The sequence below is a fragment of the Methylobacterium sp. 391_Methyba4 genome, from assembly GCF_029691625.1.
Taxonomy (GTDB): domain Bacteria; phylum Pseudomonadota; class Alphaproteobacteria; order Rhizobiales; family Beijerinckiaceae; genus Methylobacterium; species Methylobacterium fujisawaense.
Genome location: NZ_CP121475.1, coordinates 3,707,048 through 3,726,039, shown reverse-complemented (window position 1 = coordinate 3,726,039; position 18,992 = coordinate 3,707,048). Strand labels below are relative to the sequence as shown.

The 18,992-nt window shown below is 64.6% G+C and carries 18 protein-coding genes; 13 read left to right on the top strand and 5 right to left on the bottom strand.

The genetic code is table 11. The features are described from left to right. The first annotated feature begins 3 nt into the window (after positions 1-3). From P9K36_RS17420 to P9K36_RS17410, 3 genes are read left to right on the top strand one after another with little or no spacing between them, the layout of a single operon-like run. Complete coding sequence (locus P9K36_RS17420; RefSeq protein WP_081948541.1) at positions 4-1,017, top strand: ImmA/IrrE family metallo-endopeptidase; 1,014 nt, start codon at positions 4-6, stop codon at positions 1,015-1,017. Beyond that, complete coding sequence (locus tag P9K36_RS17415) at positions 1,014-1,700, top strand: C1 family peptidase (RefSeq protein ID WP_043378441.1); 687 nt, start codon at positions 1,014-1,016, stop codon at positions 1,698-1,700. The genes P9K36_RS17420 and P9K36_RS17415 overlap by 4 nt, the downstream gene beginning before the upstream one ends. Beyond that, positions 1,672-2,454: a hypothetical protein gene (locus P9K36_RS17410; protein ID WP_043378438.1), complete on the top strand. Its 783-nt coding sequence runs from the start codon at positions 1,672-1,674 to the stop codon at positions 2,452-2,454. The genes P9K36_RS17415 and P9K36_RS17410 overlap by 29 nt, the downstream gene beginning before the upstream one ends. Positions 2,455-2,556: 102 nt before the next feature. On the opposite strand, the gene P9K36_RS17405 is transcribed toward P9K36_RS17410, so the two are convergent. From P9K36_RS17405 to P9K36_RS17395, 3 genes are all read right to left on the bottom strand, one after another. Further along, on the bottom strand, positions 2,557-3,123 hold the full coding sequence (locus P9K36_RS17405; RefSeq protein ID WP_230365902.1) for a uracil-DNA glycosylase: 567 nt from the start codon (positions 3,121-3,123) through the stop codon (positions 2,557-2,559). Between the two features lie 107 nt (positions 3,124-3,230). Next, the gene (locus tag P9K36_RS17400; protein ID WP_230365903.1) at positions 3,231-4,385 is read right to left on the bottom strand and encodes a nucleoside triphosphate pyrophosphohydrolase family protein; all 1,155 of its coding nucleotides are present in this window, start codon (positions 4,383-4,385) and stop codon (positions 3,231-3,233) included. A gap of 173 nt (positions 4,386-4,558) precedes the next feature. Next, positions 4,559-4,801, bottom strand: coding sequence for a helix-turn-helix transcriptional regulator (locus tag P9K36_RS17395; protein WP_043378430.1), 243 nt, complete (start codon positions 4,799-4,801; stop codon positions 4,559-4,561). Between the two features lie 122 nt (positions 4,802-4,923). On the opposite strand from P9K36_RS17395, the gene P9K36_RS17390 reads away from it, so the two are divergent. The 5 genes from P9K36_RS17390 (at position 4,924) to P9K36_RS17370 (ending at position 12,208) form a co-directional block, all read left to right on the top strand. Next, positions 4,924-5,439, top strand: coding sequence for a metallophosphoesterase family protein (locus tag P9K36_RS17390; RefSeq protein WP_043378427.1), 516 nt, complete (start codon positions 4,924-4,926; stop codon positions 5,437-5,439). Positions 5,440-5,588: 149 nt separating this feature from the next. Further along, positions 5,589-6,611 carry an IS110 family transposase gene (locus P9K36_RS17385; RefSeq protein WP_043378424.1) on the top strand — a complete coding sequence of 341 codons (1,023 nt, stop codon included), beginning with the start codon at positions 5,589-5,591 and terminating at the stop codon, positions 6,609-6,611. Between the two features lie 1,043 nt (positions 6,612-7,654). Then, positions 7,655-8,575, top strand: coding sequence for a restriction endonuclease (locus P9K36_RS17380; RefSeq protein ID WP_043378421.1), 921 nt, complete (start codon positions 7,655-7,657; stop codon positions 8,573-8,575). Positions 8,576-8,628: 53 nt separating this feature from the next. Continuing rightward, a complete protein-coding gene (locus tag P9K36_RS17375; protein WP_043378416.1) occupies positions 8,629-10,413 on the top strand; it encodes an AAA family ATPase in 1,785 nt (594 codons plus the stop codon). Then, positions 10,379-12,208: an ATP-dependent helicase gene (locus P9K36_RS17370; RefSeq protein WP_043378413.1), complete on the top strand. Its 1,830-nt coding sequence runs from the start codon at positions 10,379-10,381 to the stop codon at positions 12,206-12,208. The genes P9K36_RS17375 and P9K36_RS17370 overlap by 35 nt, the downstream gene beginning before the upstream one ends. A 326-nt stretch (positions 12,209-12,534) precedes the next feature. Here the strand turns inward: P9K36_RS17370 and P9K36_RS17365 are convergent, their stop codons facing one another. Both P9K36_RS17365 and P9K36_RS17360 read right to left on the bottom strand, forming a co-directional pair. Next, the gene (locus P9K36_RS17365) at positions 12,535-12,939 is read right to left on the bottom strand and encodes a TetR/AcrR family transcriptional regulator C-terminal domain-containing protein (RefSeq protein WP_230365904.1); all 405 of its coding nucleotides are present in this window, start codon (positions 12,937-12,939) and stop codon (positions 12,535-12,537) included. A 509-nt stretch (positions 12,940-13,448) separates the two neighbouring features. After that, on the bottom strand, positions 13,449-14,027 hold the full coding sequence (locus tag P9K36_RS17360; RefSeq protein ID WP_179239979.1) for a helix-turn-helix transcriptional regulator: 579 nt from the start codon (positions 14,025-14,027) through the stop codon (positions 13,449-13,451). Between P9K36_RS17360 and P9K36_RS17355 the strand changes: the two genes are divergently transcribed. The 5 genes from P9K36_RS17355 (at position 14,011) to P9K36_RS17335 (ending at position 18,888) form a co-directional block, all read left to right on the top strand. Then, complete coding sequence (locus P9K36_RS17355) at positions 14,011-14,439, top strand: hypothetical protein (RefSeq protein ID WP_043378410.1); 429 nt, start codon at positions 14,011-14,013, stop codon at positions 14,437-14,439. The two genes, P9K36_RS17360 and P9K36_RS17355, sit on opposite strands and share 17 nt — an antisense overlap. Positions 14,440-14,602: 163 nt before the next feature. Beyond that, positions 14,603-15,337: a hypothetical protein gene (locus tag P9K36_RS17350; protein ID WP_043378406.1), complete on the top strand. Its 735-nt coding sequence runs from the start codon at positions 14,603-14,605 to the stop codon at positions 15,335-15,337. Further along, positions 15,334-17,379, top strand: coding sequence for an AAA family ATPase (locus P9K36_RS17345; RefSeq protein ID WP_051975897.1), 2,046 nt, complete (start codon positions 15,334-15,336; stop codon positions 17,377-17,379). Before P9K36_RS17350 ends, P9K36_RS17345 begins: the two co-directional genes overlap by 4 nt. A 272-nt stretch (positions 17,380-17,651) precedes the next feature. Next, positions 17,652-18,419, top strand: coding sequence for a hypothetical protein (locus P9K36_RS17340; protein WP_139239451.1), 768 nt, complete (start codon positions 17,652-17,654; stop codon positions 18,417-18,419). A 166-nt stretch (positions 18,420-18,585) separates the two neighbouring features. Continuing rightward, the gene (locus tag P9K36_RS17335) at positions 18,586-18,888 is read left to right on the top strand and encodes a hypothetical protein (protein ID WP_139239450.1); all 303 of its coding nucleotides are present in this window, start codon (positions 18,586-18,588) and stop codon (positions 18,886-18,888) included. Positions 18,889-18,992 lie beyond the last annotated feature (104 nt).

Here is an 18,992-nt window from a genome sequence, read left to right as displayed (position 1 = left end):
GCGATGGTCGCGACAACCTACGCAGGAGCGGTCCGGGCCGGTACACAGGCCGCCGCGCGGCTTCATCGGGATCTCGGCATACGATCACGGGTCGAAGCGCATGGGGGCAATGTCGACGTATTCGGATCGATCGGAGCGCTCGACCTGCCACTCCTTCTGCGTCCTCTGCAGGGACTCCTCGGAGCCTATCTGAACGATCCGGCTCCGGGAATCCTCGTGACCACACAGCGCGCCATGAGCATCCAGCGCTTCACGGCAGCCCACGAGCTCGGGCACTTCTCCCTTGGGCACGAGCCCAGTCTCGACGACGAGGGAATTCTGCGGCGCATGCCGATGGCTGGTGAGAGGGCGCCGAAATTCCAGGAGGTCGAAGCGGATGCCTTCGCGGTCGAGTTCATGATGCCGCGTTGGCTCTTCTTCGCACACGCATCGCGTCAGGGCTGGACGGCGAGGGACTTCGTCCGACCCGATCGCGTCTACCAGCTTTCTCTGCGTCTGGGCGCCAGCTACGCGGCGACCTGCTACACGCTCGCGAGGCATCGTCTGATCACCTCCGGACACGTCGACGCGCTCCTCGAGACGAAACCGCGGGAACTCAAGGCCGAGCTTCTGGATCCCTACCGCCCAGACGACTATCGAGGCGACGTCTGGCTTCTCACGGAACGCGACGCCGGAACCCGCATCGATGGAAGCCGCAACGACATCTTCGTGCTCCGCCTGAAGGAGCACAGCGGCGGCGGATATCTGTGGGACATCGATCAGCTCAAAGACAGCGGCTTCGCGATCGTCGGGGACGAATTGTCGGAGCCACCCGAAGACAGCGTCGGCGACAACGTGCTTCGGCGCGTCACGGCCGCGCCGCCGGACGACTTCCGCGGACTGATCGAACTCGCCGAGTTTCGGCCCTGGGATCCCGACGCGCTCCTAACCAAATTGGACGTCGAGATGGACCTGACCGGCCCCGAGGAGGAAGGCCTCTCTCGTGCCGAGCGGCGGAGCTTGCTTGAGGCGGCATGAGCGGCGTCGAGGTTTTCGTAGACCTGCGGCCGCGCTTCGGTCATGCGCGCGATCAGGGCCCCCGGCCGACCTGTCTCGCGTTTGCTGCGAGCGACACCCATGCCGGGGTTCGGCCCGGATGGCTCCCCCTTTCGTCCGAGTACGCGTTTCATCGGGCTCAGACGCGCATGGGTTTCGGTCCGGATGAAGGAGCGACGCTGGCGTCCATGCTGGACGTACTGCGTGAGGACGGGCAGCCGGAGGAGGGCGGTTGGCCCTACCTTCCGGCGACGCCGGTCGATGCTGCGTCCTGGGTCCCGCCGGGCGACGTCGGCCTTCTGTTCAGACGCGGATCCGAACGTCGCCCGGTCGCCTTCGACATCATCGTGGGCGAGATCGAGCGCGGCCAGCCGGTCATCGTCCTGATCCAGCTTTCCCGCTCCTTCTTTCGACCGGATGCGGACGGCATGATCCATCCCGCCACCGGCGAAACGCCGGAGCCGCAGCGCCGTCACGCCGTGGTCGCCGTCGGCCACGGAAAGGCCGGCGGCCATCGTGCGATCCTGGTGCGGAACAGCTGGGGCGCGAAGTGGGGCAAGCGAGGCCACGCTTGGCTCACCGAGACGTTTATCGCCCCGCGCATCTACGCTGCCGCGAAACTGACGGAGGATGTCGTTGTATCTCCCGATCCCCCAGCAGCCTGACTGCATCAGCGCTTGGCGCGAGGCCGTACGGATGGTCGAAGCGCAGCCGAGCCACTGCGCCTACAACGTCGTCCTCGACATCGCGGACCCGACGAGGAACACGACGCTGCAGGATCCAGGCGTCGCTCTGGTCGATGACTTCCTCCGCCAACAGGGTCAACAGGCGGTCGGGACCGTGGCGAACACGATCTTCCCTGCCAGTCTTTACCACCGATACGGTGCCCCGGCCTTCTTCGACGTCTTCCAGGAACGGGTGTTGAGAAGGGTTCGGCGCAACGAGCGGTGGTCTGGCTACTACTTCGAGCGGATGATCGACGTTTCGGTGCCGGAAGGGAAGAGCCCGAATCAGCTTTGGGATATCGTCGGACGGATCAACGACAAAAAAGTCAAATCCCTCAACAAATTCGAGCTTCCATTGTTCGATGCGGCACGCGACGTCGACAATTCACCCTACGGAGGACAATGTCTCAGCTTCCTGAGTTTCAAGGTGGTGCCCGGAGCGAAGAACAGCGGAAAGAAGCTTGGGCTTACGGCGATGTATCGTAACCACTTCTACGTTGAAAAATTGCTCGGAAACCTCATCGGCCTTGGGCGTCTGATGGATTTCGTCTGCCGTGAGACGGGCCTCGATCTCGGCGAACTCACGATCGTCTCCACGCGTGCTGAGGTCGATTTGCCGAAGGGCACCCGTCGCAACGACATCAAGACCCTTCTAAGCCGAGTCCGGGATGCCGGCCAGAAATACGCGGCCTGACCGATGCCGGATCGAGGGGGCGCCGCGACCACGTTCGTCCCGTCGCCGCCGATCGTCTCGGACGGAGTCGCCGGAGCCCTTCCGCAAGGCCCGCATGCGTGTTCAGAAGGGCAGGCTCGCAGGCGTCGGCCGCTCCTTGGTCGTCTGGGCGACACCGTAGAGCGAATGCACGCCAGAGATGAACTCCGCCTGTCCGCCGTAGCTCGGGTGGCGGACGACTGAGAGCGGGATGTCGATACCAGAAAGAGCCAGAGCCGCATCGCGCCCGATCGCGACGATGCGCTTGGGCGCGACCATCGCGATCAAGGCCTCCATGAGGCACCACGTGGCGTCGCGCTCGGCGCGGGTGTGGCATCGGTTCGAGAACGGGTTCTTCGGCTCGTGTGGGTGGAGCGGGAAGACGTTCCATAGGATCGCAGGCTCGCCTATCCGGGCGAGAACACGCCAGATGATCGCCGCGGTGCGCTCGGCGACGACGGGACCGCGGGTGGCGCGCTTGAGGTCGATGCCGCCCATAAGGGCGCCGGCCGGCTCGAGATGGACCTCGTCCGTCAGGGGCAATCCGGTCCGGCGGCCGCCGCGATATCCGAGGTCGCGGGCGATCCAGATCGTATCGACGTTGGCGTCGAGCGCCGCTTCCAGGCAGCGCGTGAGATTGCGTCGACGCACGGTGGCGGCATCGGCGCGATCATGTTCCGGGCAGACGTCTCCGTACGGATTGAAGACCGAGGGCAGCCGAACTTCGGCGAGCGCTGCAGCGAAGGATGCGGGCGTTCTCAAAGCAGGTGCTCGATCGAGAGGCGGTGGTTGACCATGTCGATGTGGATACGCCCGCGCCGATGTTCGCGCAGGAAGCGGAAAGCCGCATAGCCCTGAAGAATGGCTTCTTCCCACATCCAAAGCGGGCAGCGCTCCGCCTCGTAGCCCGCCGCGAACTGGCGGACGTGCTTCAGGAGGTCGAACGGGATGTCGCCGGGCCGAGCGCCGGCGAACAATTCCAGGTCCACTGCCTGCCCGAAGATCCAGGTCGTGATCCCCTCCTCGATCAGGATCGCCCGTGCGCCGTCCTGCGCTTCGTCCACTTTCGGCGCGCTCTTGCGCTTCACCCGGAGCAGGGCCCGGACGACCGGCGACCAGCCGAGCACGGCGACGTAGGCGTAGTGGAAGACGTCGTGGAAGCGGTAGTCGTCCTGAAGCATGGCGTTGTCCGTCAGCCGGTCGCCGATGTTGATGCCGTTGCAACGCTGGTAGACGAATTTGCGCTCGCGGACGTCGCGCTCGAAGATGTCGACGTACAGGTCTCGCGGCAGCTGCTCCGCCGGATCGGACTGCGCATCGAGGGGCACCGGATAGATGCGCTCGTGCGGCCACCTGTCGAAGATCTTCTCCAGGTTCTTCACTGCCGCCGCCTCGAGCGTCACTCCCGCTTCGGTGGCGGCCTCGACCAGGGACCGTGTGATCGATCTCAACCGATCCGCAAGCAGATCGCCTTGTCCGAGCCGCTCCTCGTGCTGGTCGGCGAGCAGCACACCGACCTCGCTGGCAAGCTGGAGAAGCGTCCTTTCGAAAGCCGCGTTCGGCGCGTCCTGATGCGGCATGATCGCGGGCTGGAGGGATGCGAAGGTCGCCGCACCGGTCTGGGTCGGGCTTGCGAAGATCTCCTCCAATCGGAGTCCGCCGCGTGAAGCGACCGCGGTCACGTACCAGAGGACATCGCCGAGTTCTTCGACGACGGCGCTGGCGTATCCGAGATACGAGGCCCGATCACGTTGCTTCTTTTTGACTTCGCTGAGAAGGCTGCCCGTTTCCCCGAAGAGCCCGAGCAGAGGGAACGCCAGCGAGCCACCGTCGCTTCGCTGGTCGGTGGACGAGGCGAGCGAGGCGTAGCCTGCGATCGTGAGAGGTGAGAATTCATCCATCGGCGCAGTCATGGAGAGGATCCTAGCCGTGCGGCCGTAGCCTGTCGCCAGCTACAATGACGGAATCCGCGATGGGCGCTGGTGCCGTCGCAGCGACCGTCGCAATCGATACGATCGCTGCAAACCCGAGCCGCCCTTCGCCGGCCTGGGGTTCCTCGACGAGGATTGGTCGGGCTGAACCGACGTCAGGGGGAGATCGCGCGAACTGCCTTCAGGACCACCGTCGCGTCGATTTCCAACGCGTCCGCGATCTCGAGAAACTCGACCAGATCGATCCGCCTTCCCCCTCCTTCGATCGCGGCGACGACCGATTGATATCGGCCAAGTCGCGAGGCGAGCTCGCTTTGAGTCAGGCCTGATCGCTCACGAGCTTCGACGAGCAGTTCGATCAATCTTCGATGACGTGCGCTTCTGAGGGTCTTGGGCATTGGCCCGTCGGCGGGATCGAGAAAGCCGACCAGCCAGCTAGACCGGATGGAAGATTATCAGAAAATCTGGTTTTCTAAGTGGGCGCCGATCGCGACTCAGCAGGCGCATGGGGGAGGGAGCCATGACCCTCTGGTTCACGGCAGATCACCATTTCGGCCACGCCAACATCATCCGCTTCTGCCATCGTCCATTCGCCGACGTGGCCGAGATGGACGAGGCGATGATCGAACGCTGGAACGCCGTCGTCGAGGACCGCGACGAAGTCTGGCATCTGGGCGACTTCGCCTACCGCTGTGGTCCCAATCGGCAGGCGGAGATCTTCGGTCGCCTACACGGTCGGGCGATCCATCTGGTGCGCGGCAACCACGACCGTGGAAGAACCCTGGCGCTGCCTTGGGCTTCGGTGCAGCACTACGCCGAGATCGACGCGAATGGCCGCCTGCTGGTCCTGTTCCATTACGCATTGCGCGGGTGGAGGGGATCCCGCCGCGGATCTCTGGCTTTGCATGGACATAGCCACGGAGCCTTGCCGAACCTGCCAGCCACCTGCGACGTCGGAGTGGACGTTTGGAATTTCAGGCCGGTTTCGTTGCCCGAAATTCTCCGGAAGATCGAATCCGCTTCGCCACCTTCGTGAGGCGGCGCGGGTGCACGTGGAGCCGCTCTCCGGCCGATCTCGCGGTCGAAGCGGGTCCTTGCCGTTCCCGGGAGCGTTGGGGTGGACGCCCCCTGACGGCATCGGCGTGCCAGAGTGGAGGTGTTGTGACACCACTGCAGGAGGCGTCCATGGGCGAGGTTAGCACGGTCGGAATCGATCTGGCCAAATCGGTTTTCCAAGTTCACGGCTCCGGTCCGAGTGGCGCAGTCGTGTTCCGCAAGAAGCTGCGGCGTGATCAGGTGCTGGCGTTCTTCTCGACACTTCCGCGATGCGTGGTCGCGATGGAGGCGTGCGCCAGTGCTCATTACTGGGCGCGCGAGATAGCCGTGGCAGGTCACGACACGCGGCTCATCCCACCAGCCTACGTGAAGCCGTTTGTGAAGCGGCAGAAGAACGACATGGCCGACGCGGAAGCGATTTGCGAGGCGGCGCAGCGCCCGACGATGCGGTTCGTCCAGGGCAAGAGCGCGCAGGCTCAAGCTGCGGCAGTGGTGTTCCGTACGCGCGACCTGCTCGTGCGTCAGCGGACCCAGTTGATCAACGCGCTGCGCGGGCACCTCACCGAGTTTGGATACGTCGTTCGCCAGGGGGCCGGGCACGTTGGCCAGCTCGTCGCGATCGTCCGCGACCCCACATCTGACGTTCCGGCCGAGGCACGGCCGGTCCTGGCCGTCATCGCGGACAGCCTGCAAGCGCTCCAAGCGCAGATCGCGCGCCTCGACCGCGCGATCGCCCAGCGTGCGAAGGACGATGCCGTGGCTAAGCGGCTGATGACGGTACCGGGTATCGGCCCGGTGGTCGCGACCGCACTGGTGGCACTGGCACCGGCCGCCAGTACCTTCCGCCGCGGGCGCGACTTTGCGGCCTGGCTCGGCCTCGTCCCGCGGCAGCACTCCAGCGGCGGCAAGGAGCGGCTGGGGCGAACGACTAAGATGGGCGAGCGCAGCTTGCGACGGTTGCTGATCCTGGGCGCGAGTTCTGCGACCAAGGTCGCGGCGCGCGCTCCCGACAAAGCTGGGGCGTGGTTGGCCGGTATGCTGTCGCGCAAGCCGCGCATGCTGATCACCGTCGCCCTGGCGAACAAGATGGCGAGGATCGTCTGGGCGTTGATGGCCCGCGGCGGCTCCTACAGAGCTCCGGCCACGGCGTGACCGCCACGGCCTGAGGCGTCAGGGAGGCAGGGAAGGTCAGGCGAGAGGTATGGCGCAACGGTCAGAAGACGGGGTCGGGAAAACCAGTGAACGTCCAAGCGCCTCGAGCGCGCCAAAGCGACTTGGACCCGATCCGCGATCTCCATACAGGCCAGCAGCCGTGAGGATGGCTGCATCGAAAGGCCGGACACACGGAAGCACCTGAACCTGCGCGCACAGATCTCTCAAACACCCCCTTGAATCCGATGGGGCGTCCACACACGGACGTTCAGGCGCATCTTGCCAACTCGCGTAGCCGGCGCATCCAGCGAGTTCGTTGGCGCAGTATGCTAGTTTGTCGCCGCGAGGTCGGGTCCATTGTGATGAGGCGCTGGCACACGAGATCGAAGTGGCAGGTGTCGCGAACTCCGAGCTGCATTGGCCGTATAGCGCGAACTGAACACCTTTCGTCATCGGTGCGGGCCGAATTCGGAGCCTGTGCCACTCCGCCGTGTCTCGCGATTTCTGCCCCCTCATCGCGAGACGTCGGGCAGGGACCGGGCCGGAAATCTTTTCGGAGGCTGACAGCGCCCGGTCCGTTGTCGGATTTTGACAATCCGCTTTCCCGACTTCCGCTGGTAGCCGGGCCGGCCGATGAACTGCGCGGTACCGAACGCGTGGCCCTGCCGCTCGCGCGATCTCATGCGAGGCGAGGCAGTCCGAAGGCAGGTTCGGAGCGGCTCATGCATTCCACGCAGAAATCCGGAGAGCGGTAGAACGCGCCTCGCTCGACCAGGCTTCCGGGATGTACGTCGGAGCGGGCGCCGCCCGTCGGGAGGCGGAAGCGACACTCCTTGTGCACCGCTCGCGTCGGAGGCTCGCTTCGGGGTCTCGAACCCTTTGCGCCGCAAGCTCGTCAGGTTACGCGGTGTGCCACCCGAATCCGCGTCTGCGGCCGAAGCGCGTCGCCCGGCCGTTCGCACAGGCTCGGACGCAGCAAGGAGGTCCCGCGAACAGCGCGGAACGGAGCAGGGCTGCACACGAACATGCGGATAGTCGAACGGATGGAGCAGCTTCGACCAATCGAACTAATTCTCGTCGACGAGCTGTTCGGCATGAGCTCGGGCTACGTGGTTGATTTTACCAACAACACTTTCGCGGATTTCTTCAACCGGGAGGTCGGGGTCGATATCGATGATGGCGCCTACGCGATCTATGGCGGCAGCAAGGGTAAACGCCTCCGCGCATTCTTGACGGTCGGGCAACCGCGGGCGATCGTAAGAGCACTGGCCGCGTTATGGGAATACTGTGAGACGAAGCGAGTCGCTAGCCAGCAGATCGAGATGGCCGTCGATGCACATCGGCGTCTAAGCCTAATCGTGGAGCGATTGGGCGGACCTCTACTTCCAGATTACGAAATCGTTCGGAGCGGCGTCGATCCGAATCCGCCGAACACTCGGAAAGCACTACGTTCGAACGAGCAGGAGTTGCGACGACTTGAGGAGCGCTTTCTTGCTCTTCACGAATTGTCGGATGATCCTCAGGCCCGAGGGCGCCATTTCGAGCGGCTACTTACGGACCTCTACAACGCATGGGACATGGATGCGCGCGGAGGTTTCACCGTTGTCGGCGAGCAGATCGACGGTTCGTTCCAGTTGAATGGCAACACGTATCTGCTCGAGGCGAAGTGGCACCGCGTGAAGACCGACGCCAGTACTTTGCGCGGTTTTCAAGGTAAGGTGAACGAACGTCCGAAATGGACGCGCGGTCTTTTCGTTAGCTTCGCGGGATTCACCGAAGTCGGTCTGCAGGCGTTCACAGTCAGGAAGATCATTCTCGCAGACGGAATGGATATCTACGAAGCGCTGGCCCGGCGCCTCTCGATCCCGGATATCATCGCAGCAAAGATCAGGCACGCGTCGGAAACCCGAAGGTATTTCAAGCGGGTCCGTGGTCTTTTCCTATTGTGGAAGCGACTGCTCTAGGTTACTGATCTTACTCTTGAATTATTTCACTTTAGAGAATCGGATCTAAGCGGATGCTGTTGAGTAATTTCAGCATAAGAAATTTCAGAAATTTTCTACAGGTCGATATCCCTCTCTCGGGAAACATCGTTATCCTGGGGGAAAACCGCATCGGAAAGAGCAATCTCCTGTTCGCGATACGCTTGGTTCTCGATCCTACGCTTCCGGACTCGGCGCGTCAGCTCAAGATGTCGGACTTCTGGGATGGTGCGGCGCCCGACTACGGCAGTCCGATCGAAATCCATCTGGATTTCGCGGAATTCACGACCGATTTCGGTCTGCTCGCCTTATTGACGGAGTATCGTGTCGCCGGCGATCCGACGATTGCGCGACTCAGCTACATCTTCCGGAAGAAGGCCGACGTCGCTGGAATTCCGCAGTCGAGCGACGACTTCGAATTTGTCGTGTTCGGCGGCGGCGAGGAGTCCCGGCCGGTGCCCAGCAAGGTTCGACGCCGGATCGCAATCGACGTGCTCGACGCGTTGCGCGATGCCGAAGGGCATCTCGGCACATGGAGAGGTTCGCCACTGCGCCCCCTTCTTGAGGACGCGATTTCGAGCGTGACCCGCGAGGATCTCGCCGCGGTCGCGGCCGATCTCGACAAGGCCACGAAGACGCTGGAGGCGTTTCCGACGATCAAGGTGCTGGAGAACGAGCTGCGCGCCGGCATCCTTCATCTCTCCGGCGAAGCGCATGATATCGATCCACGTCTGGGATTCGCGCCGTCCGACCCGCTGCGACTGTTCCGGGCGATCGCGATGTTCATCGACGGCGGCAAGCGCGGCATCGCGGAGGCGAGTCTTGGATCAGCCAACGTCGCCCTGCTGGCGTTGAAGCTGGCCGAATTCGCATGGCGCCGGAGGAAGAACGAGCGCAACTTCTCCCTGCTGTGCATCGAGGAACCGGAGGCGCACCTTCACCCGCAGCTGCAGCGGTCCGTCTTCAAGAAGCTGTTCGCTTCTGCGGATGCCGCACAGGCATTGATCGTCACCAGCCATTCCCCGACGCTCGCCGCGGTCACGCCGCTGCGGTCGATCATCCAGCTGAAAGGACGGAACCGGTCGACGCAGGCATTCTCCCTTGCCAACCTGCCGGTGACGTCCGACGAGTTGGACGATCTCGAGAACTACCTCGATGCCACGCGAGCGGAGCTGCTCTTCGCCCGCGGCGTGATATTCGTCGAAGGCGACGCCGAGGAGGCGCTGGTTCCCGTGTTCGCCTCGGCTCTCGGACAAGTATTGGATGATCTCGGCATCACGGTGTGCAACGTCGCCGGCACGAACTTCGGTCCATACGTCAAGCTCGCCGAAGCTCTGGGCATGCCCTACGCGGTGATTACCGACTGGGATCCTTTGGATGGTGCCAAACAACCGCTCGGAAAAAAGCGTGTGATCGATCTCTGGAGCGATGTGCTGAAGGTGCGTGGGCAGCCGCCCATCCATCCCGCGCAGCGGACAGCGTGGGAGGCGCTCCAGTTCGTGTCGTTCGCATCGACCTGGGCCGGTGCCGGCATCTTTCTCAACGAGCAGACATTTGAAGTCTCCGTCGCGAATACGCCGTCGCTGCTGAAGCCTCTCCTCGACATCCTCGATGAGCAGGGCTTCGGATCCACCCGAAGCACCCGCATAGCGAACTGGAGGGCAGGCTCGGCCCCCGTCGACGCGTCGCAGCTGCTGGCCATGGTGGCGGACATCGGTAAAGGCCGGCTGAGCGCGAAGCTCGCGAAAAAGGCGGTTGGTCTGGCTCCACCCGACTACATCACCGATGCAATCCGCTTCGTGGCCGGCCGTGTCCAGTAGTCGGTTGCTTCTTCAGGCGCTCGAGGAACTCGCCGCGAATCCGGAGCAGTCGGCGGCCGTACGCGAGACCGGGCATTGCGTGGTGCTGGCGGGCCCAGGCAGCGGAAAGACCAAGACGCTGACTACCGCAATGGCGCGCGCGCTGGCGGAGGACGTGGTTGAACCACGCGGCGTGGCATGCATCACCTACAACAACGAATGCGCGATTGAGCTCGAAATGCGGCTGGCGCGCCTCGGCATGGAAGCTGGCGACCGCGTCTTCGTCGGTACGGTTCACGGCTTTGCGCTTAGCCAGGTGATCGCGCCGTACGCCCGATGCGTGCCGATCGGACTGCCCGCCGATTTCCGGGTCGCGAAGCGCGCCGAGATGCGCGCGTCGGTGGAAGCCGCCTACGCGGTCGCGATCGCCGGCACGGACGACCCTCATCGCCGATGGAGCTTCGCCTCGGAGAAGCGTCGTCGGGACGTGGATCGCACCCGACCGGAGTGGCGGGGACGCAATCCGGAGCTCGCGATGTTCATCGAAGCATACGAGTTCAAGCTTCGGCAGCAAGGCTTGATCGATTTCGATGACATGCCACTACTGGCCTATCGCATGATCAAGGAGCATGACTGGATACGCGACGCGCTTCGCGCCCGCTTTCCCATCCTGTTCGTCGACGAATATCAGGATCTCGGCCATGCACTGCACGAGCTCGTTCTCCTGTCGTGCTTCGGCGGAGGCATCCGATTGTTCGCGGTCGGCGACGCGGACCAGTCGATATATGGTTTCACGGGAGCGAACCCGGAACTGCTCGAGGGCCTGACCGAACGACCGGATGTGCGAACGATCAGATTGCGCTTCAACTATCGGTCCGGCAGGAAGATCGTCCGCGCCTCCCTAGGCGCGTTGGGCGAGGAGCGCGATTACCGGGAACGTGCAGGCGCGCCCGAAGGCGAGCTCACCTTCTGGTCGACGACCCAGGGCCTCGATATGCAAGCGCGGGCGATCGCCGAGACGGTTGTTCCCAAGCTCGTGGAAAAAGGCATTCCGCTCGACGAAATCGCCGTGCTGTACCGAGCCGCATACCTCGGCGACAAAGTCGCGGACGCCCTGAAGCAAGCCGACATTCCCTTCGTGCGGACGGATGGAAATGCGCTCGTACGACGTAGCTCGCGTCTCGCTCGCTTCATCGAGGACTGTGCGCGCTGGGTCGTCGGGGGCTGGCGGGATGCGGACCCGCGATACAGTCGTCTGATCTATCGAGCATCGCTGCTCGTCTTCGGCAGGCACGCCACCGCCGATGAAGAGCGATTTCTGTCGGAGCAACTCATCGGCTTCCTTCAATCGACGATAGGACATGTCGACGGCACGCATGCTTGGCTGCAACGCTTCGATCGCGAGCTGATATCCTCTTGGCGGTCAATTGGCCGTAATTCGGAGCAGGAGTGGGATGTCTGCGTCGAGATGATCGCCAACACCGATCCGGCTTCGAGTCTCGATATGCCGCTCGGCCATTTCGCCGGCCGCGTGGGCGGAACCGGTCGCGTCAATCTGAGCACGTTGCACAGCGTCAAGGGAAGGGAGTTCGATGCCGTAGTCATGTATGGCGTGAATGCACGAGACTTTCCCAGTGAACGCGACAAAAGGACCGCCGGAGCCCTGCGTGAGACTCGCCGCCTGTTCTATGTGGGAGTTACCCGACCACGGAAAGAGCTTGGGTTGATATTTCAAGAAAATCAACAATCACCCTGGGTGAACGAACTATACCAGAGGAGTAAAGCCGATGACTCGGACGCGGGAGTTGGTCTCTGAAGGATCTGACGAATTGTACCGGTCCTCACCGTTCCGATCGGCTGTCTGGATTCCTGCCGAAAGCATGAGCTGCACCGGACCGGCCTCCGGATTGTCTCGCCGCGCCTGAGGCCGCGCGAGCAACGGGCAACGAACTCCGCCGACAGCCCAGACCTCGACCGCGCCGCGTACCCTGCATGCCGCCCCGCGTGCAGAGGCCGAGATCACCACGAACGCCGACCTTTAACGTTTGTCGACACGGCTCGGGTCGATTTGTTCGCGCGAAGCTTGAAACCCGTCGATACGGGCTGGCGGTCAGATCGGAACCGGCTCACGAACGCGACTGTTCACGTCGGTTCCGCCTGGGACGGAACTCCGGCTCGTCGCGGCCGTCCCTGTCGCTGCGGGCGAACGCCCGCGAGAAAGAGCGCGACGGCTGCCCGACAGCGCTTCTCCTGCGCCTCCGGGTCGCCCTGGATGCCGTACAGCGCCTGCTTGGAACTGCGTCCGGGCACAAGGTTGAGGAACAGGTCCGCGGCGATCTCGACGTCGTCGACGGCGATCTGGCCCCGTGCGGCCATGACCTCCAGGAGCGGTGCAACCGCGCGCACGCCACCCAACCATCCTTCCTCGTAGGCGAGCCGCGCGAGGTTGGGAAACTGCAGCGCTTGCGCGACGATGTAGTGCGTGAGCGTGGCCGATCCTGGATCCTGGCTGCAGGCGAGCAGGAACCGGCTCAATTTGTCCAGCACAGCCTTCGCCTCCTGCGGTGCCGCCTTGAGAGCCTGCACTTCGGCCGCAGACGCGATACTTCGGCCTCAAAGGAACATAGCGTTTTCTTTCATATTCACTTTCCGATGCTCGCCGCGGCGGTTGCCCAGCCGGCACGAAATGCGCGGCGTTGATCGGCCGCCGCGCGCGGGATCATGGACGTCCTGCCGTCCTGCACGCACGAAGTCGCCTCCGGTTTATGAAAGGATCGGAGTTGGCCCACAGCGGCGCTGCCCCAGCGTGCGTGCGGATGGGCGGAGGCTCACCGGAGGATCAAAGCGGCGGCTCTCGGCGAATGCCGCCCCCATCCGGAGCTCGCTCGGGGCCCCGCGCGCCCGCCAACCGCGAGGCGGGCACGGTACGAGGGATGTCGTCTGGGGCTGCACCTCAGGCCGAAGCTCCTCGACTGGCCGCTCGCGCAGCCTCAGGCGACACGAGACAGTTCAGAGAGCGGTGAGAAAATTCCGGTGCATTCCACACCGAAATCACCTCAGCCCTTCATCTCGTCGAACCGCGGCTTCGATCCGTGGGCGAACTTCGAAGTTTTGAAAAGCTTGATGCCGACACCGTCGGCGTCGGCGTTCCGGAATTCTATGCCGCCGGCCGAAAGCGTGGCAACCAAACGCTCGAGGGTTTCGGGCTTCGGTGTGCTGGTACCGAGTTCCAGTCCGGCGATACTTCTCTTGGCGACGCCGGAGCGGACGGCGAGCTCCTTCTGTGTCCAGCCGAGCATCGCCCTGGCGCCTCGGATCTGCGAAGCTTCCACTTTGGCCGCGGAAGATACTTGACGCGGACGCATCTCTGGTGCAGCCTGCGAATCGCTGGAAGACGGAGCCGGAACGCCAATTGCGGAAGGCGTCTGTCCAGAAGACCTGATCTTTGGCCGACCTGCAAGTCCGTCGAAATGGGTCCACGCCGTTGCTACGGCGATTCCTTCGATGCTTGTCGAAGACGACGCGCTTCCTTGGCGCCGCAGGCGAGAGGAAGCGACGGCACCCCGAAACTTGGCAGCCTTGTTCCTCCGCTCCTTCGGCGGATCGGGAGATTGTGCCATGTCGAAGTCGTACACCGGATCTGGTGACGCCATCGTCGGCGGCATCCATGACAGCCTGTGTCGCAGCATCCGCATCGCGGGCGAGCGCATCCGATTGGCCCGCGAACTCGAGATCGTCGCGAGATCGCGCGACGACGTCCTGTCCGTCCTTCCCAGGGGGTTGGAGGACATCCAATCCTACAGGAAGCTCGCCGACCACGGCTTGGCGCACGCAACAGTCCGGCGCGCCCAAGGAACTGTGATCGTCCTGGCGGCGGCCGGTCGCGTCTGGCGGCGGCCGGATCTGAGACGTCGGCTGATCGCGGTCAAGCGCGACGCCCGCCGTATCGGCCGACGCGTCGTGCTCGTCACGGGAAGGGGCTTGCTCCGCTTGGCCGGGTGCAGACGCGACCCGCGAAGCCTCTCGCCGTCCCGTTCCCTGGACTGACCCTTTCGTCGTCCTTCGAGCGGCTTGCTTCGATCCTGGCGCGCGAACGCTATCGAACCTTTCCGGACCCGACAGGTGCCTCATGCGGAACGAGAACGTCGTCGTGTTCCCGACCGGACGACCGATGCCACGACTCACGAACGACCGAGGAAGAGTCGCGACCATGGCACGGAAGCTGGCGTCCGCACTTCGGCGCCGGCAGTCCGTATCCGGGCGCCAGCCTCTCTCCATCGAACTTCGCGATCTGACCGGCGTGGCCGACGAGACGGTGGACATGTTGTCGGCTCTCGCCCGAAGCCGGGTCCTCACGCCTGCCACGGCGGCGAGACTAGCGATGCGTCATGCTTTCGAGATCGGGCGCCCCTGGTCGGAAGCCGCCGGTGCGCACGACGCGCGGCCTCACGGCCAGCGATTCATTTTCGCCGGTGACGTGTTCGGGCGCTTCGCGATCAGAATCGAGGACCGGGCGAGCTGTGCCTGGGTGGCTCGGAGCGGGTTCGCCGATCTCGACCTGCTGTGCGGTCTGTGCCCTCCAGAAAGCGGTACGCTTCAGCTGGTGCACAGCCTGGATCCGAACGGCCGTCCTACGATCGATGTGAGCATGGCACGACTTCGGCTCGACGATCAGAGGCGCGCAGACCACGGACAGGATCCATCCGAGAAGCGGCAGGTTGTTTGGGTGGGCGGGCTGCCTCTCTCGGCACAGCGCCGGGCCCTGGCCGTCGCCGGCATCGAGGACGCGCTGCGGCACGGCGGAACGCAGGTTCGAACCGCCGCGCCGTGGTCATGCAACTTTCCAGCCGGGGAGGTGGAGCGCGCACGCGAAGCCCGCCGTCACCTCTTTCTCATCGGAATCGCGTGTCCCGGACTCGTCGGAACGACCGGGGGAACGAGATGAGCGGCCAGGGTCCGATCCCGTCCCTCGGCCGTTCGAAGGGCACGCAGCGGCCCGCGGAAGGCGGGCCGACGACAAGCGTCGCCTTCGCGGAAGATCGCCCGTCAGGCATCCTCGCGATGCTTCGGCTTCTCGACTCTAGCCGTCGAGCGGTCGATGTCGACCCGGACGAGGCCGAGCCGGGTGCCTCTTCGTCCCACCTACCCGACGACCCGGCCGAAATCGCAGCGGCGATCCTGTTCGGTCGCGCCATCGAGCGGGACCCCGCGATACTGGATCGGATCCGGGAGCGCTCGCCGGTACTCATCGTGGATTGCCCCGACGACAGCTGGCTCGAACCGATGACGAACGTCCTCGTACGAGGTTTCGGGTCCGGATCCACGCTATGGAAGCGAACGCCCGGCATGCAGCGAAGTGCCGGCCAGGCGGTGGTCGTGAAGGGGCGGTCCGACGACGTTCGGATCAGAGCCGAGACGCCGGGCGTCGACGTCGGACGAGCGTTTCGGAACTTCCAAGCCTTGATCTGCGTCGCGGCCCCCGGCCGATCACGGCTGCCCTTCGAAGTGGAACGATCGTGGGAGGAGCGGATCCCGCTCGGCCCGCTCGAGCCCGACGATTTGACCATGATTGCAGCCCGGATCGTCGGGTCGGATCCGAAGACGACCGTTCCTGCTTCGATCGCGGCGCGGGTCGACGCGACGGATCTCCGGATCGCGCTGCATGCCTCCCGGGGAGCGGACGGGTCCATCGACCGGCTCAGGGCGATCGTGGAACGCAGAGTTTCGAAGCCGCCGGCCGCTCCTACGCCGCGTCTGTCGCATCTATCGGGTTACGGCGCTGCGGCCGAATGGGGGATCGCTGCAGCGGCAGATCTGGCGGCGTTCGGCAGAGGTGAGCTGCCCTGGGCGGATTGCGAGCCCGGTGCGCTACTGAGCGGCCCGCCGGGCGTCGGCAAGACCATTTTCGCATCGGCACTGGCGAGAGAAGCGGATGTACCTTTCATCGCAGGTTCGTTGGCACAGTGGCAGGCGGAAGGCGAAGCGCACCTTGGGACCACGCTAAAGGCGATGATCGGCTTCTTCCGCGAGGCGCGAAAAATGGCGCCTTGCGTCGCGCTCGTCGACGAGCTCGACTCTTTCGGAGATCGCCGCAAACTCGCGGATTACAACCGCAGCTACGGGGTCCAGGTCATCAACGGCTTCCTGGAATGTCTCGACGGCGATGGCGGCCGGGCCGGCGTGCTGATGATCGGCGCGACCAACGACGCCACTCAGATCGATCCCGCGATCCTGAGAGCGGGACGATTCGATCGGGTGATCGCGATCGCCCGGCCCGCCCTCGAGGAACTGCCCGCCATCCTGCGCCACCATCTCGGATCGGATCTCGTCGCCTCCGATCTTCGGCCCATTGCCCGAAAGGCGTTGGGCGGAACCGGCGCCGACTGCGCCGCCTGGGTGCGGCGCGCCAGAGGCCGGGCCCGCCGCGCCGGACGGCCTCTCGTCGAGAACGATATCCTCGTGGAGATCGCAGGCTCAGCCGGACGCGCACGAGTCGAGGACGAGAGACGGGTGGCGATCCACGAATGCGGGCATGCCGTAGCCGCGCGGTCGCTCGGCCTGTCGATCGGCGATCTGGTCCTGCGCTCGCCCGGACACGGGGGGGGCGGCTACATGGGCTTTGCGCCCCCCGGGGTCGTGACCCGACACGTGCTCCGGAACATGCTCATCGTTCTCATGGCGGGACGTGCGGCCGAGATACTCGCGTTCGGCGACCCTTCCGCCGGAGCCGAGGCGGATCTCCTCGCCGCAACGACGCTCGCGCGCGACATGCACGTCCGCTGGGGTTTGGACCGGCGGCTGTCGGCGGATGGCGGACGCATGGTCGACCCTGCGGTGGGGACTCTCGTCGAGAGGGCGCTGCGGTCGGCGGCGAAGTCCGCGCTGGCCCTCCTGGGGACCCGACGTGAACGACTCCTGGAACTGGCCGAGATGCTCGAATCGCGAAGGTCGCTCGCCTCGGTCGAAGTCGAGGAGTTTCTCCGCTGACGTTCCGATGATCGGCGACGCGACCCGCCGGTCCTCGATGCGGTCGACGACCGGAGGTGCGTCGCCGACCGGTCGGTCCTTCCGATCCAAGTAGCGCGATCGTCGCGACGAACCGATCGCGACTCCCAACATGATGTGCAGGAGGAATCGCGATGCTGGAGAAACGTCCGCGTCCGTTCCGAGGAATGATGGCCGGCACACGGGACGAAGGGTACGTCTCACTCGAGTTCGTCTCATCGGGCGTCGCGCTCCATGCATGTCCGATATGGTCGATGGATCGTCTGCTGGACCTTCCTGCAATGCTTGGTCCCGGCTTGTACATCCTGGTCGGGATGCCGGCACCGCAATCGACGAAGCTCAGAGCTGTAGTCGGCGAATCGGGCATGCTTCAAGAGCGTCTCGCCGCACACGCCGCTGACCCGACGCTCGATTTCGTTTGGGACGCGTGCGTCGCGACCGGGCCGCGCATCATGAACGAGACCGTTCGACTGATCCTCCAGCGCGCGTTCGTCGACGAGATCGCCAACCATGGTTTCGCGACGATTGCGAACAGGCAGGACGCGGAGAGGTTCACGGCCACGGAACACGACATCGCCACGGCGGCGCAGGTGACCGAAGATCTACGCCCGCTCCTCGACATGGCGATGCCGGGACTCGTCGCGGCGGTCGAACCGGTGAAGGCGCCGATCGGCGCGCGTGTGGTCATGGCCCCGCGCGGCCTCGATCCCCTCGGTCTCGTCCGAACCACACATACGATGCGTTGGCGGGGCGCGCTGGCGACCGCGACGATGCGCGGCGGTGAAACCGTGCTTCTGCCCGGCTCGCGGATCGTCGCGGACGTATGCGCGAACACGCAGTGGTTGCGGGAGAAGCGGATCGAACTGATCGGATCCGGCGTCCTCGTGCCCGGCGACGACGCGCGGTACCTCACCGTCGCCGCCTTCGTCACTTTCCGCAGCGCACGCGAAGCGACCGCCTTCGTCACCGGCGGGGCGTCCGCGTCCGCGCGTCTCACCTGGATGCCGATCGATGAACTCTGAAGCTCCCGGCCCGGATCCGGACGCGTTCGGAGGCGACCGGCCTCGGGCCGCAGACCGCGGCCAGCGGCATGAGCGTCCAAGCCGCGGCCGGATCGACGACCGTGCGGATCCTCTTCGACGCCTCGTCGGAAGGCCGGCGGTCGATCAATGGGCCGACGACGAGATCGTGACCCTCGAAGAGGCGCGCGCTCTGTTCTTCCCGAACGGCCCGCTGACGGTCAAATCGCTTCGTTCGGCGGTCCGTCTCGGTCAACTCGCATCCGCTTCGATCGCAGGCAGGCTCTACACGACGCCTTCGGCGGTCCGCTCGCTTCTCGAGCCGCAGCTTCGTCGGGATGCGAAGGACACGTGCGGATCGGCCGAAAGCATGGACGACCGAAGGAGCCCGCGATCGGATCGAGAGGCGGAGGTGCCGTCCGTCGCCCGCCGCCGGGGTCGCAAGCCGAAGCTGCTCCATCGATCCTGGTAAGTCGCGCTGAATCTCTACCGCCGGCTTTTAGAAGTGAGACTATGGTCTCATCAACCAGACTCCAAAGCGAGGTCCGGCGGAGGGAATAGAAGATCTTCCCGTTA

Coding starts and splice junctions, on each gene's coding strand:
- P9K36_RS17420 (WP_081948541.1), top strand. CDS start 4: ATGGTCGCGACAACCTACGCAGGAGCGGTCCGGGCCGGTACACAGGCC.
- P9K36_RS17415 (WP_043378441.1), top strand. CDS start 1,014: ATGAGCGGCGTCGAGGTTTTCGTAGACCTGCGGCCGCGCTTCGGTCAT.
- P9K36_RS17400 (WP_230365903.1), bottom strand. CDS start 4,385: ATGACTGCGCCGATGGATGAATTCTCACCTCTCACGATCGCAGGCTAC.
- P9K36_RS17395 (WP_043378430.1), bottom strand. CDS start 4,801: ATGCCCAAGACCCTCAGAAGCGCACGTCATCGAAGATTGATCGAACTG.
- P9K36_RS17390 (WP_043378427.1), top strand. CDS start 4,924: ATGACCCTCTGGTTCACGGCAGATCACCATTTCGGCCACGCCAACATC.
- P9K36_RS17385 (WP_043378424.1), top strand. CDS start 5,589: ATGGGCGAGGTTAGCACGGTCGGAATCGATCTGGCCAAATCGGTTTTC.
- P9K36_RS17380 (WP_043378421.1), top strand. CDS start 7,655: ATGGAGCAGCTTCGACCAATCGAACTAATTCTCGTCGACGAGCTGTTC.
- P9K36_RS17375 (WP_043378416.1), top strand. CDS start 8,629: ATGCTGTTGAGTAATTTCAGCATAAGAAATTTCAGAAATTTTCTACAG.
- P9K36_RS17370 (WP_043378413.1), top strand. CDS start 10,379: ATGCAATCCGCTTCGTGGCCGGCCGTGTCCAGTAGTCGGTTGCTTCTT.
- P9K36_RS17355 (WP_043378410.1), top strand. CDS start 14,011: ATGTCGAAGTCGTACACCGGATCTGGTGACGCCATCGTCGGCGGCATC.
- P9K36_RS17350 (WP_043378406.1), top strand. CDS start 14,603: ATGGCACGGAAGCTGGCGTCCGCACTTCGGCGCCGGCAGTCCGTATCC.
- P9K36_RS17345 (WP_051975897.1), top strand. CDS start 15,334: ATGAGCGGCCAGGGTCCGATCCCGTCCCTCGGCCGTTCGAAGGGCACG.
- P9K36_RS17340 (WP_139239451.1), top strand. CDS start 17,652: ATGGATCGTCTGCTGGACCTTCCTGCAATGCTTGGTCCCGGCTTGTAC.